The sequence below is a fragment of the Amycolatopsis sp. NPDC005003 genome (assembly GCF_053600695.1).
In genome coordinates this window covers 88,730-102,248 of sequence record NZ_JBSGAI010000033.1, presented here as the reverse complement: position 1 = coordinate 102,248, position 13,519 = coordinate 88,730, and the positions used below count along the sequence as shown (strand labels likewise).

The following is a 13,519-nucleotide window of genomic DNA, read 5'->3' as shown; positions in this document are numbered from 1 at the left end:
GCCGGCTACGCACCGTCCGTCGTGGACCGCGGGCCGGACCGGGCGGCGGAAGCGGATCAGGCCGCCCGGTCGACGATCCGGACCGCCACCGGGGCGGCGGGTACCCCGATCTTGGTGCCCTTGCGGTAGCCGCCGAAGATCATCCCGAGCACCAGGATGACGAGGATGGCCAGCAGGATCCACAGCCACACGGACTTGCGCACGCATTCCCCTCCCGTCGGAGCCGGTCACACCGTACCGCCCGATTCGTCCGGCGGCCGGTTGGGTATTCCAGGCGGCATGGGTGCTTGGGGCAGACGGCTCGTCGCGTTGGCTGTGGCAGTGGTGGTTCTGATCGCCGCGGTGCTCGTCGCATCGGCGGTGCACCTGTTACCCCAGTTGCGCAACCCGTTCGCCGAGAAGACCGAGGAGCACTCGGGTCCGGTGCTGCTCCAGTCGATCGTCGAGCTCTCCCGCTACGAGGCGGCCAGCGGTTCGTTCCAGGTGGTCGTCGACATCACCACCAGTTCGATCCTGCCCAGCTTCCTCGTGGGCAGCGACACCCTGTTCATCGGCGTCGGCACGGACAACGCCTACGTGGACTTCTCGCGGCTGAAGGGCGAGGCGGTCCAGGTCTCCGACGACCGCCAGTCCGCCACGATCACCTTGGGCCACGCCCAGCTGGAACCGGCGACGCTGGACGTGCACGAGTCCCACGTGTACGCCCAGCAGCAGGGCCTGTTCACGCGGATCAACGAGTTCCTCAGCGGCAACCCGAACTCGCAGCAGGCTCTGTACGAGCTCGCCCAGAAGCAGATCCAGGCCGCGGCCGCGAAGAGCTCCCTGGTGGCCGACGCCGAGCGGAACACCCGCACGATGCTGACCGGCCTGCTGCAGTCGCTGGGCTTCAAGAACATCACCGTCAAGTACGCCGACACCAATCCCGGCTGACCCCTCCCCGGCGCGCACGAAGAAGGACCTCTGCCATAGCCGGCCGGGAGCCGTCTGGTACTACCTGGACAGGGTCGTTCGAGGAGGTTGCCGATGACGGGCTTCGCCGTCCCGCCGTTGCGGTCCGGGCTGCCGATCGGGCCGGGGTGGATCACCCCCGCCGGTTCGGCACCGGTGGTGTTCCCCTACGACGGGTCCGTGGTCGCGCAGGCACCGGTCGGCTCGGTGGCCGACGCGATCACCGCCCTCGAAGCGGGAGCGGCGGTCGTCAAGCGGGCCGGCGCGCTGACCTCGGCGGCGCGCCGGTCGATCCTGCTGGACGTCGAGGCCGCCGTCCGGGCGCGCTCGGCCGAGTTCACCGAGTTGCTCGTCGCCGAGACGGGGAAGACGCGCGCCGACTGCGCCCTCGAGCTGTCGCGGACGCTGTTCACCTGGTCGGCGACCGCGGAGGAGGTCGCCCACATCCACGGCGAAACCGTGCCGCTGGACATCCAGGAGTCCGGCGCCGGTCTGGTCGGGTTCTGGGCCAGGAAGCCGATCGGCCTGGTCGTGGGCATCGCGGGGTTCAACGCGCCCCTGCTGCTGGCCGGCCACAAGATCGCCCCGTCGATCGCGGCGGGCTGCCCGGTGATCTGCAAGCCGGCTCCGGCCACCCCGCTGTCGGTCCTGTGGCTGGCCGAACTGGTGCGCGAGGCGGCGGAGCGCCACGGCGCGCCGCCGGAGCTCGTCCAGGTGGTCACCGGGGACGCCGAGGTCGGGCGCACGCTGGTCACCGACCCGCGGGTGGCGGCGGTGTCGTTCACCGGGTCGGCCGCAGTCGGCCATCGGATCGCGAAGGACGCGGCGCCCCGCAAGGTCCTCCTGGAACTGGGCTCCAACGCGGCCCTGGTGGTGGCCCCCGACGCCGACCTGGGCAAGGCGGCGGACGCCGTCCTCCGCGGCGGGTTCTACTTCAACGGCCAGGCCTGCATCGCGGTGCAGCGGGTGATCGTCTGCGAGCCGGTGCGCGAGGAGTTCGTCGGCAGGCTGACGGCCCGCATCGGCGAACTCACCACCGGAGACCCGCGCGACCCGGCCACCCGGGTGGCGCCCCTGATCGACGAAGCCGCCACCCGGCGGGCACTGAGCTGGATCGAGCGGGCGGAGCGGGCGGGCGCGAAGCTCGTGGCCGGCGGCCGCCTCGCCGGCCGCACCATCGAGCCGACGATCCTGCTCGACGTGCCCGAAGACGCGGAGGCGTGGTGCGAAGAGATCTTCGCCCCGGTGGTGGCCATCCGCTCGGTCCCGGACGTGCCGGCGGCGTTCGAGCTGGTGAACCGGTCGCGCTACGGCCTCCACGCCAGCGTCTACACGCGCTCCCTGTCGACGGCGTTCGCGGCGGTGGAGGAACTGGAGGTCGGCGGCGTGATCGTGAACGAGGCGCCGGGCTTCCGGTCGGACATCATGCCGTACGGCGGAGTCAAGGATTCCGGCATCGGCCGGGAGGGCCCGCGGTTCGCGATCGAGGAACTGACCGTCACCCGCATGGCCGTCATCCGGCCGGACTGAGCGAGACGATGGCTGACTGCGCAACCCTGTTCCGCTTGGCCGGACCAAGCCACCCACACCTCAAGGCGGGAAAGCGTGCCTTGACACCGTGCCGCCGACCGCAGTGGGCCGGCGGTTCGGCCGGCGCCGCATCACGACGCCGACCGAACCGGAGCTGAACCCGACCTGACCCGCGGGGGCGCCCCCGGTTCCAGCGTATCGGTGACCACCGACAAAAACGGACCGGAGCCCGAGGCGGTGATCAGCCGTTGCGCACGAGCCGCCACCGGTTGGCCGCGGCACCGTTGTCCGAGCCCTGCAGTGCGTACGCGCCGGCCGCGGTGGAGCCGTTCTCGATCGTCAGCAGCTTGCCGCTGTTGACGTTGCGGATCTTCGACGTCCCGTCGCCTTGGTCCACGAGGGTCCACCGATGGTCGGCGGTGCCGTTGTCCGACCACTGCAGGACACGGGCGCCGTCCGCCGTCGACATGTCCAGGACGCCCAGTACCTTGCCGCTGTTGGCGTTGCGGAACCGGACGGCGCTGCCGTCGGTGATCAGCTCCCAGTTGTGGTCGGCGGTGCCGTTGTCCGACCACTGCAGCGCGCGGCCGCCGTCGGCGGTGGACATGTTCTCGATCCCCAGCAGCAGCCCGCTGCCCGCGTTGACCAGCCGGTAGGTCGTCGCACCGGCGCCACCGGTGTTCCAGTAGACGGTGTAGTTGAAGCCCTGGGCGTCGTGGAACGGCACCAGGTTGACCGCGGCGCCGTTCGCGGTGGCGCTGAAGGTCAGCGCGCTGCTGCTGGTCCGGGTGACCGAAGCGGGGTTCAACGACGGCAACGCGCCGAGCGTGCTGCTGCCGTAGTTGCCGGCCAGGACGACCGGGCCGTAGGTGACCGCCGAGACGTTCGCGTTGTCGTTGGCCGCCTTCAGGGCGACCTTCATCGGCAGCCGGACGGTGACGGTGTCGCCGGAGGTCCAGGACCTCGACAGGGTCGCGTAGCTGCCGGGGGTCGCCGTGATGTTCTGGGCGACGCCGTTGACGCTGATGGTCGCCCCGCTCGTCCAGGCGGGGATGCGGATGCGCATCGCCCAGGTGCCGCTCACGCTGCCGGTCACCGTCAGCGTGCTGGTGTCGCTCGCCGGGTAGGACGTGGTCTGGGTGACCGTGATGCCGCGCTGGGTCCAGGTGAGCACCGAGGGCAGGAACAGGTTCACGATCAGCGTCGTGTCACTGAAGAAGTAGATCGAGTCCGCCAGCTTCGTCTGGGTCTCCAGCCCGGTGCCCTGGCAGCACCAGAACGAGTTGTAGTCGGTGCTCCACGTGCCGCCGCCCCACGCCGGGCCGAGGCCGCGGCGGCCGCCCGGGTTGAGCGAGCTGAAGTAGGTGATGTGGCCGTGGCTGTCGGCCGGGTTCTGCTGGCCGATCATCTGGTTGAGCAGGGCTCGTTCGTAGTAGTCGGCCAGGTCGGCGCGGTCCGGGTACAGCGCGAACAGCTCGCGGGTCAGCTTCAGCATGTTGTAGGTGTTGCAGCTCTCGCACGTGTCCTGGTTCAGGTACGACGCGATCGCGTTGGGCGCGCGGAAGTGTTCGGCCTGGCTGTTGCCGCCGATGGCGTAGGTGTGGGCGCCGACGGTGATGTTCCAGGCGTTGGTGGCGATGTCGCGGTAGCGGGTGGTGCCCGTCGCCTTGTACTCGCGGGCGGCGCCGATCCACTTGGGGACCTGGGTGTTGGCGTGCAGGCCGTTGAGCTGGTCGCGGTTGGCGGCGAGGGGGTCGAACACGGCGGCGTGGTCGAACCGCTGCGCGGCGGTCAGCCACCGGGCGTCGCCGGTGTACTGGTAGAGGTCGGCCAGGACGTCGTTCATGCCGCCGAACTCGGTGCCCAGCACCGACTGCATCTGCGCGGTGCTGAGCCGGGCGGTCCGCCGGTCGACCCAGCCGGCCAGGTTCAGCAGGACGTCGCGGGCCTGGGTGCTGCCGACGTACCGCCAGACGTCGAGGAGGCCGGCCATGGTCTTGTGGATGCAGTAGTACGGGACGTTGCCGTTCGTCAGCCGTCCGGCCTCGAGGTTGTCGAAGTCCGACTCGGGGAAGCCGGACAGGTAGCCGGCGGAGAACCCGGCGGCGCCGTTGTTGGCCTGGCACTTGGCGAGTTCGGCCACCATGGTGGTGGCCTTGTCGCGGCACGAGGTGTCGCCGGCGACGGCCCACAGCTGGGCCCACGCGGTCAGGAAGTGGCCCTGGACGTGGCTGCGGAAGGGGAAGTCCGGTGCGTCCCAGCCGCCGTTGGTGGCCGCGCCGCCGGTGGAGAGCCGGTGGTTGGCGCGGAAGACGTACAGCAGCCGGTTGACGTCGACGAACCGCAGGTAGTTCTGGGTCCGGTTCTGGTTGTCCAGCCACCGGCTCGCGGTCAGCCGCACCTGGCCGAGCTCGAACGGGAAGGCGGACACCCCGGCGTCCGGGCGGACGGGCCCGACGGCCGCGGTGGTGGCCGCCGACGCGGCGGGTGCCCAGCCGACGGCCGATCCGGCCGCGGAGGCGATGGCGGTGGCGCCGGCGGCTTGTAGCAGCCGCCGGCGGCTGAAGGAGGAGGTCACCGGGGTGCTCCGTTCGTCGTTGAGCGGACAGGGGGGTGGGCCCGGCGAGCATGTTAGCGCTAACAAACCGTCTTGTCACGACCCCCGTGACGAGCGGGCGACCGGACCCGGCCGGCCCGCTCCACGCGGCCTCGAGAAACGATTTCACGGTATTTTCACGGAAACATTTACCGCGTCGACAACAGAACTGAAACTTTCATTTCCGGCTGGACGGCCATTCGAAAACCGTGCTACAACCGGAACACCCTTGAGCAGGCGTCCCGCGCCGAGGGCCGAGATTTCCCGTCGCCCGAAAGGGTTCCGCATGCCCAGGCTCGGATCACCGTTCCGGATCCTCGTGACCGCCGCATTGCTCGTGCTGTCCGTGACCGCCACTCCCCCGGGCGCCGCCGCGTCCACCACACCACTGGCCGGCACGCCGAGTGCCGGCTGCGGCAAGAACCCCACGCTCACCAGCGGGAAACGCACGATACAGAGCAACGGCAAGAGCCGCAGCTTCATCCTGAAGATCCCGGACACCTACGACAACAGCACCCCGCACCGGCTGGCCTTCGGCTTCCACTGGCTGGGCGGCACCGCCGAGCAGGTCGCCTCGGGCGGCAGCGACGGCTACGCGTGGGCCTACTACGGCATGCAGTCGCAGTCGGGCAACTCCACGATCTTCGTGGCACCGCAGGGTCTCAACAACGGCTGGGGCAATTCCGGCGGCGAGGACGTCACCTTCACCGACGACATGGTCCGGCTGATCGAGAACGACCTCTGCGTCGACACGACGCAGCTGTTCTCCGTGGGCTTCAGCTACGGCGGCGCGATGAGCTACGCCCTGGCGTGCGCCCGGGCGAACGTCTTCCGCGCGGTCGCCGCGATCGCCGCTCCCGGCGCGATCAGCGGGTGCAGCGGGGGCACGCAGCCCATCGCCTACCTGGGGATCCACGGGGTTTCGGACAACATCGGCGCCGGCCGCGGACTGCGGGACACCTTCGTCCGGAACAACGGCTGCACCCCCCAGAACGCCCCCGAACCCGCTGCGGGCAGCAAAACCCACTACCTGACCACGTACTCGGGCTGCCGGACCGGCTACCCGGTGGTCTGGGCCCCGTTCGACGGCGGCCACCAGCAGGGCCCGGTGGACGGCTGCACCGGCTGCGAAAGCGGCGCGCGGAGCTGGACGAAGCCCGAGATCTGGAAGTTCTTCAGCCAGTTCGGCGGCGGCACCGACCCGAACCCGCCCACCTCGCCGGTGCAGGTCGGCGTGAACTACTCCCTGGTCGCCGCGCACAGCGGCAAGTCGGCGGACATCAACGGCGCGTCCACCGCGGCGGGCGCCGCCCTGATCCAGTGGACCTCGCACACCGCGGCCAACCAGCAGTTCGACTTCCTGGCCTCCGCCGACGGCTACTACCGCGTCCGCGCCCGCCACAGCGGCCTCGTGCTGCAGGTCGCGAGTTCGGCCTCCGGCGCGGACATCACCCAGCAGCCCGACACCGACGCGGCGACCCAGCAGTGGAAGGTCACCGACTCCGGCGGCGGCGCGATCACCCTGGTCAACCGGGCCAGTGGCCTGGCCATGGACGTCTGGGGCGCCTCGACCGCCGACGGGGCCCGGATTTCGCAGTACGCCGCCTCCGGTGGCGCCAACCAGCGGTTCCAGCTCCAGCGCGCCTGAGAAAGCGGAGGACGACGATGCCCGACCTGACCCGGAGGCAGGCGATCCGGCTGGGCGCCGCACTGGTGCCCCTCGCGTGGACGGCGACCGCCCGGGCCGGGTCGGCCGCGCCCGCGGACGTCCGGGCGGTGAACGACCTGGCGCTGTGGTACGACAAGCAGGCCGGCACCGAATGGCTGCGCGCGCTGCCGATCGGCAACGGCAGGCTGGGTGCCATGGTGTTCGGCAACACCGACACCGAACGCCTGCAGCTCAACGAGGACACCGTCTGGGCGGGCGGTCCCCACGACTACAGCAACACCCAGGGCGCGGGGGCCCTCGCCCAGATCCGGCAGCTGGTGTTCTCGAACCAGTGGACGCAGGCGCAGTCCCTGATCGACCAGAAGATGCTCGGCAGCCCGGCCGCGCAGCAGCCGTACCAGCCCGTCGGGACCCTCAGCCTCGCGCTGCCCGGCAACAGCGGGGTCTCCTCGTACCAGCGGTGGCTCGACCTGACCACCGCCACGACGGTCGTCACCTACGTCGCGAACAACGTGCGGTACCGGCGCGAGGTGTTCGCCAGCGCCGTGGACCAGGTGATCGTCGTGCGGCTGACGGCCGAGACGCCGGGCTCGGTCACGTTCTCCGCGTCGCTGGGCACCCCGCAGCGGGCGACGACGTCCAGCCCGAACGGCACCACGATCGCACTGGACGGGGTTTCTTCCGACAGCCGGGGCATCGCCGGTTCGGTCCGGTTCCTCGGCCTGGTCGGCGCCGCCGCCGAGGGCGGGAGCACCAGCAGTTCCGGCGGCACGCTGCGGGTGTCCGGCGCCAACGCCGTGACGCTGCTGATCTCGGTCGGCACGAGTTACGTCGACTACCGCACGGTGAACGGGGACTACCAGGGCATCGCGCGGTCGAGGCTGGCCGCCGCCCAAGCCCTCTCCTACGATTCCCTGCGCAGCCGGCACGTGGCGGACTACCAGAAGCTGTTCGCGCGCACCACCCTCGACCTCGGCCGCACCGCCGCGGCCGACCAGCCGACCGACGTCCGGATCGCCCAGCACAACAGCGTCAACGACCCGCAGTTCGCCGCCCTGCTCTTCCAGTTCGGCCGCTACCTGCTGATCTCCTCGTCCCGGCCGGGCACCCAGCCGGCCAACCTGCAGGGCATCTGGAACGACAGCCTGAACCCGTCGTGGGAGTCGAAGTACACGCTCAACGCGAACCTGCCGATGAACTACTGGCCGGCCGACGTCACCAACCTCGCGGAGTGCTACGAACCGGTGTTCGCCATGATCTCCGACCTCGCGGTCACCGGCGCCCGCACCGCGCAGGTCGAGTACGGCGCCCGCGGCTGGGTCACCCACCACAACACCGACGGCTGGCGCGGATCCTCCATTGTGGACTTCGCGCAGGCCGGCATGTGGCAGACCGGCGGCGCCTGGCTCGCCTCGATGATCTGGGACCACTACCGGTTCACCGGCGACGTCGAGTTCCTGCGCGCCCGGTACCCGCTGCTGAAGGGCGCGGCCCAGTTCTTCCTCGACACGCTGGTGACCGAACCCTCGCTCGGCTACCTGGTCACCAACCCGGCGAACTCCCCGGAGCTGAACCACCACGCGAACGCGTCCGTGTGCGCGGGACCGACGATGGACATGCAGATCCTGCGCGACCTGTTCGACGGCTGCGCGGGCGCGTGCCAGGTGCTCGGCGTGGACGCCGCGTTCGCCGACCAGGTCAAGGCGGCCCGGCAGCGGCTGGCGCCGATGAAGGTCGGCTCGCGCGGCAACATCCAGGAATGGCTCTACGACTGGGTGGAGACCGAGCAGAACCACCGGCACATCTCGCACCTCTACGGCCTCTACCCCAGCAACCAGATCACCAAGCGCGGCACCCCCACGCTGTTCACCGCCGCCCGAAAGACCCTCCAGCTGCGCGGGGACGACGGCACCGGATGGTCGCTGGCGTGGAAGATCAACTACTGGGCGCGGATGGAGGAGGGTGCCAAGGCGCACGACCTGCTCCGGCTCCTGGTGCGGACGGACCGTTTGGCGCCCAACATGTTCGACCTGCACCCGCCGTTCCAGATCGACGGCAACTTCGGCGCGACGTCCGGCATCGCGGAACTGCTGCTGCACAGCCACAACGGCGAGCTGCACGTCCTGCCCGCGCTGCCGCCCGCCTGGCCGGCCGGCAGCGTCACGGGCCTGCGCGGCCGCGGCGGCTACACCGTCGGCGCGGCCTGGAGCGGCGGCGCGGCGACGCAGCTCACCATCACGCCGGACCGCGACGGCGAGGTCAAGGTCCGCAGCAGGCTGTTCACCACCACCTACGAGGTGCTGGACACCACCAGCGGCGCCAAGGTCCAGCCGACGTCCGTCGAAACCGATCTGGTCCGCTTCACCGGCCAGGCGGGGCACACCTACCAGGTCACTTCCCTCGGCGGGCCGCCGCCGGTGGTGGAACCCGGGGTGAACTACCGGCTCGTCGCCCAGCACAGCGGCAAGGCGGCCGACATCAACGGCGGCTCGACCGCGGCGGGGGCCGCGCTGATCCAGTGGCAGGCCGGCAGCGGCCTCAACCAGCAGTTCGACTTCCTCGCCTCGGACGGCGGTTACCACCGCGTCCGGGCGCGGCACAGCGGGCTGGTGCTGCAGGTCGCGAGCTCGGCTTCGGGCGCGGACATCACGCAGCAGCCGGACACCGGCGCGACGACGCAGCAGTGGCGCGTCACCGACCAGGGCGGCGGAGTGGTGAGCCTGGTCAACCGGGCCAGCGGCCTCGCGATGGACGTGTGGGGCGCCTCGACCGCCGACGGGGCCCGGATTTCCCAGTACGCCGCCGGCAGCGGCGCCAACCAGCGGTTCCTGCTACAGCGCGTCTGACCGGCGCAGGCCGTTGACCAGCAGCCGCACCAGGTGCCGGGCGTCGTAGTGCGCCGCCGTCCCGGCGCCGGCGCAGAGGCTGCCGACGCCGCGCATCAGCTCGTACGCGTCCTGGCCGGGGACGATCTCGCCGGCCGCCGCGGCCGCGTCGAGCAGCTGCGTGCACACCGGCCCGAGGCGTTCGAGGAAGTAGGCGTGCAGCGGGTCGTAGCAGGCTTCGTCGGACTGCAGCACCGACGCCAGCCCCTGCTTGGTGATGACGAAGTCGACGAACCGGTCGATCCATTCGACGAGGGCCTGGTGCGGCCCCGGTTTCTCCGCGAGCAGGGCGGGACCGGCTTCGGCCAGGGCTTCGACCTGCAGCCGGTACACCGCGAGGATCAGGTCGGCCCGGGTCGGGTAGTGGCGGTAGATGGTCGCCGTGCCCACCCCGGCCCGGGCGGCGATCTCCCGGATCGGCGCTTCGACGCCGGACGTCACGAACACCGCGGCGGCGGCCTCGAGCACGTTCCCGGCGTTGCGCCGCGCGTCGGCGCGCTGCGGCGGTTTTCCTGCCGCCGTCCGGGATTCGCTCACGACCGCATGCTACCGGCCCCCACCGGCTCGCCGACGTCCAGCAGCAGCCCGGCCAGCTCCGCCGGCGCGGTGATCATGCAGTCGTGCCCGGCGGCCAGCTCGCGCACGTCCGCGGGCTCGCCGTTCGGCTGCACCGGCGGTACCGGACGCCGGTCGAACCCCTCCGGCTTCACCGTGCAGTGGATGTGCGTCCGCGGGATGGCGGCGGCGGCCGGGTTGTCGAGGACGACCGGTTCTTCGAGGCAGCGCAGCGACTGGTCGGAGAGCAGGGTCCGCAGCCACGCGACGTCGCCGGGCTCGGTCACCCCGAACAGGCCGTGCGGCGCGGGCAGCTCGGGCAGCGGCGGCACCCGCCAGCCGGTGCCGAGCATGCTGCGGGTGATCGGCATGACGTCGAGCCCGTTTTCCCCGTCCACAGGCACCATCGCGTCGAGGTACACCAGCCGCGCGATCCGCTCGGGCACCTCGTTGGCCACCGCGGAGATCACCAGGCCCGCGTAGCTGTGCCCGACCAGGACGACGTCGTGCAGGTCCGCCTCGACCAGCAGCCGGACGACGTCGGCGGTGTGCGTGCGAAGCCCCACGTCCGGGGTGAGCAGGTGCCGCGTCTCGCCGTAGCCGGTGAGCGTCGGGGTGAACACCGGCCGCCCGCTCGCGGCCAGCCGCGGCACGACCCGCGCCCAGGCCTGTCCGGTGTGCCAGGCGCCGTGGACCAGCACGTAGGTGATCGCCATGAAGAGCTCCTTAAGTGGGACGTTGTCCCGGTTACGATACGGGACAGTGTCCCACTTAGTCGCGCGGGGCCGCCCGGAGCCCGTTGATCGCGATCGTGGTGAACCGCCGCACCGCGGCCATCCGGGCCGCCGGCGTGGCCGCCTGGATGCCGCCGGCGGCCATCAGGACGAGAACGATGTCGTCCAGATTCGTGTCGGGCCGCACCCGGCCCGCGTCCTTGGCCCGGCGCACCAGCTCGGCGAGCGATTTCAGCGCGCGTTCGCGGTCGGCGGTGAAGTCCAGTGCGCCGGGGAACGCCGCCATGAGCGCCGCGGTCATCGCCCGGTCGCGGGCGTAGAGCTCGCCGAGCCGCTCGATCACCGTGCGCAGGCCACGCCAGGGATCGGCGTCGGCCAGACCGTCGTCGACCACGGCGTAGCAAGCACGCAGGCGTTCCGCGAACGCCTCGGCGAACAGCTGCTCCCTGGTCGGGAAGTGGCGGTACAGCGTCGCCGGGCCGACGCCGGCGTGCCGGGCGATCTCCCGCATCGGCGCGGCCAGGCCTTCGGCCGCGAACACGGCCCGGGCCGCCTCGAGGAGGCGCTCGCGGTTGTCACGGGCGTCCGAACGCCGGATCCGAGGCAAAGAAGCGGACACCGTCTCACTTTAGCCGAACCGGACGGGTGCGTCCGTTACGTTCGCGGCCGCCTCGAACTCAAGGAGATGACAGTGAAAGCAGTGGCGGTACAGCGTTTCGGCGATCCCGGCGGCCTGGCGGTCGTGGACCTGCCCGACCCGCGTCCGGCCCCGGGGGAGGTGGTGATCACCCCCGAAGCGATCGGCGTCGGCGGCGTCGACGTGCTGATCCGCCGCGGCGCGCTCGCCGCGTACGGCTTCGAAGCCGGTCACGTCCTCGGCGGCGAGGTCGCCGGGGTCGTCACCGCGCTGGGCGCGGACGTCGACGAGTCGTGGGCAGGCGCGCGCGTCTGGGCCCCCACCGACGGGGGCGGCGGCTACGCCGAACAGGTGCTCGCCCCCGCCGCGACGCTGGTGCCGCTGCCGCCGGACGTGTCGCCGGTCGACGCGGTGACCGTCGCGGGCTCCGGCGTGGTCGCCCACTTCGGCCTCCGGCACGCCCACTTCGCGCCCGGCGAATCGGTGCTGGTCCGCGGCGCGGCCGGCGGGATCGGGGTGATGGCGGTTCAGCTCGCGGCCCGCACCGGCGCGGTCGCGGTCACGACCTCGTCGGCCGAGCGCGGCGCCCGCCTGCGCGCACTGGGCGCCACCCGGGTGCTGGACCGCACCGGCGAGGGCGCCGCCGGCCACGACGTCGTCTTCGACATCGTCGCCGGGGAGGAACTGCCCTCGCTCTTCGCCGGGCTCAACCCCGGCGGGCGGGTGGTGACGGTGGGCATCGTCGCGGGCCCGCCGCCGGCCCGGCTGGTCGCCGAGCTGTTCGCGGCGTTCCGGAAGTCGCTGTCGTTCGCGACGTTCAGCGCCGACACCGTGGCCACGGAGGACCGGCGCACGGTGGCCGCCGGCCTGCTGGCCGCCGTGGGCCGCGGCGAGCTGGACGCCGTTGTCCACGACGTGCTGCCGTTGGCGCACGCCTCACTCGCGCACCGGCAGTTCGACGCCGGTGCGGTGTTCGGCCGGATCGCGCTCGTCCCGTCCTGAAGCGGCTCAGGCCCGGCTCCCCGCGGGTTCGGGCGTCGCGGCGCTGTGGTCGAGGTCCTTTTCCAGTTCCCGGATGATCGGCAGCACGTGCTTGCCGAAGTACTCGACGTCCTCCTGGAAGTGCAGGAACCCGAGCAGCAGCAGGCTCGCGCCGCGGCGCTTGTACTCGACGGCGCGCTCGGCGATCTGCTCCGGGGTGCCGCGGGCGATCACGAAACCGTTCAGGCCGAATTTGACGGCGTGGGAGTTTTCCGCCGCGTAGCCCCGCACTTCGGCCACCTGCTCGCTGAACCCGTCGTAATCCTTGCCGTTGCTGAAGTACCAGTCCGAAACGCGGCCGGCCAGCTTGCGGGCGGCCGTGGAGTTTCCGCCCTGGAAGATCTCGGGATGCGGACGGCCGTCCCCGGAAAGGGGCTTGGGCTTGATGTCGAAGTCGTGGATCCGGTAGAAGTCGCCGGCGAACTCGGCGTGGTCGTTCGTCCACAGTTCCTTGAGCACCCGGATGAACTCTTCGGACCGGCGGTAGCGCTCGTCGTGCTCCAGCCAGGGTTCGCCGAGCCCGGTGAACTCGTCCTTGAACCAGCCGCTGACCACGTTCACCGCGGCCCGGCCACCGGACAGGACGTCCGCACTGGCGATGAACTTGGCCAGCACGCCCGGCTGCCACAGGCCGGGGTGCACGGCCGCGATCACCTTCAGCCGCTGCGTCGCCAGCAGGAGCGCGAGGCTGAACCCGGTCGATTCGTGTTGGTAGGCGGCGCCGTAGCCGGCGGTGTAGCGCACCTGCGTGAGCGCGTATTCGAACCCGTTGTTCTCGGCGATGACCGCGAGATCCCGGTTGTATTCGTACCCCCAATCCGTGCGCTGCTCGATATCACTGGTGACGAGCCCGCCGCTGACGTTCGGCACCCAATAGGCGAATTTCAGTGGTTCGTTGAGCTGGGTCATGACCGGAGAATGGGG

Annotated in this window: 11 protein-coding genes; 5 read left to right on the top strand and 6 right to left on the bottom strand. The window is 71.2% G+C overall.

What is annotated here, in order from left to right:
* Positions 1-56: 56 nt before the first annotated feature.
* Positions 57-203: a hypothetical protein gene (locus ACWED2_RS32465; protein ID WP_449694316.1), complete on the bottom strand. Its 147-nt coding sequence runs from the start codon at positions 201-203 to the stop codon at positions 57-59.
* A gap of 118 nt (positions 204-321) precedes the next feature.
* On the opposite strand from ACWED2_RS32465, the gene ACWED2_RS32460 reads away from it, so the two are divergent.
* Both ACWED2_RS32460 and ACWED2_RS32455 read left to right on the top strand, forming a co-directional pair.
* On the top strand, positions 322-930 hold the full coding sequence (locus ACWED2_RS32460; RefSeq protein WP_449694315.1) for a DUF4230 domain-containing protein: 609 nt from the start codon (positions 322-324) through the stop codon (positions 928-930).
* Positions 931-1,023: 93 nt separating this feature from the next.
* Positions 1,024-2,478 carry an aldehyde dehydrogenase family protein gene (locus tag ACWED2_RS32455; protein ID WP_449694314.1) on the top strand — a complete coding sequence of 485 codons (1,455 nt, stop codon included), beginning with the start codon at positions 1,024-1,026 and terminating at the stop codon, positions 2,476-2,478.
* Between the two features lie 241 nt (positions 2,479-2,719).
* Here the strand turns inward: ACWED2_RS32455 and ACWED2_RS32450 are convergent, their stop codons facing one another.
* The gene (locus ACWED2_RS32450; RefSeq protein ID WP_449694313.1) at positions 2,720-5,056 is read right to left on the bottom strand and encodes a beta-L-arabinofuranosidase domain-containing protein; all 2,337 of its coding nucleotides are present in this window, start codon (positions 5,054-5,056) and stop codon (positions 2,720-2,722) included.
* Positions 5,057-5,360: 304 nt separating this feature from the next.
* On the opposite strand from ACWED2_RS32450, the gene ACWED2_RS32445 reads away from it, so the two are divergent.
* Entirely contained in the window at positions 5,361-6,722 is a 1,362-nt protein-coding gene (locus ACWED2_RS32445; protein ID WP_449694312.1) for an RICIN domain-containing protein, read from the top strand.
* Positions 6,723-6,739: 17 nt separating this feature from the next.
* A complete protein-coding gene (locus tag ACWED2_RS32440; protein WP_449694311.1) occupies positions 6,740-9,589 on the top strand; it encodes a glycosyl hydrolase family 95 catalytic domain-containing protein in 2,850 nt (949 codons plus the stop codon).
* On the opposite strand, the gene ACWED2_RS32435 is transcribed toward ACWED2_RS32440, so the two are convergent.
* From ACWED2_RS32435 to ACWED2_RS32425, 3 genes are read right to left on the bottom strand one after another with little or no spacing between them, the layout of a single operon-like run.
* Positions 9,575-10,165, bottom strand: a complete 591-nt coding sequence (locus ACWED2_RS32435; protein WP_449694310.1) for a TetR/AcrR family transcriptional regulator — start codon at positions 10,163-10,165, stop codon at positions 9,575-9,577. The two genes, ACWED2_RS32440 and ACWED2_RS32435, sit on opposite strands and share 15 nt — an antisense overlap.
* Entirely contained in the window at positions 10,162-10,899 is a 738-nt protein-coding gene (locus ACWED2_RS32430; RefSeq protein ID WP_449694309.1) for an alpha/beta hydrolase, read from the bottom strand. Before ACWED2_RS32430 ends, ACWED2_RS32435 begins: the two co-directional genes overlap by 4 nt.
* Before the next feature lie 55 nt (positions 10,900-10,954).
* Entirely contained in the window at positions 10,955-11,524 is a 570-nt protein-coding gene (locus ACWED2_RS32425) for a TetR/AcrR family transcriptional regulator (protein ID WP_449694332.1), read from the bottom strand.
* 93 nt (positions 11,525-11,617) lie between these two features.
* On the opposite strand from ACWED2_RS32425, the gene ACWED2_RS32420 reads away from it, so the two are divergent.
* Positions 11,618-12,556: a zinc-binding dehydrogenase gene (locus ACWED2_RS32420; RefSeq protein ID WP_449694308.1), complete on the top strand. Its 939-nt coding sequence runs from the start codon at positions 11,618-11,620 to the stop codon at positions 12,554-12,556.
* A 6-nt stretch (positions 12,557-12,562) separates the two neighbouring features.
* Here the strand turns inward: ACWED2_RS32420 and sfnG are convergent, their stop codons facing one another.
* The gene (gene sfnG, locus ACWED2_RS32415; protein WP_449694307.1) at positions 12,563-13,504 is read right to left on the bottom strand and encodes a dimethylsulfone monooxygenase SfnG; all 942 of its coding nucleotides are present in this window, start codon (positions 13,502-13,504) and stop codon (positions 12,563-12,565) included.
* Positions 13,505-13,519: the final 15 nt, after the last annotated feature.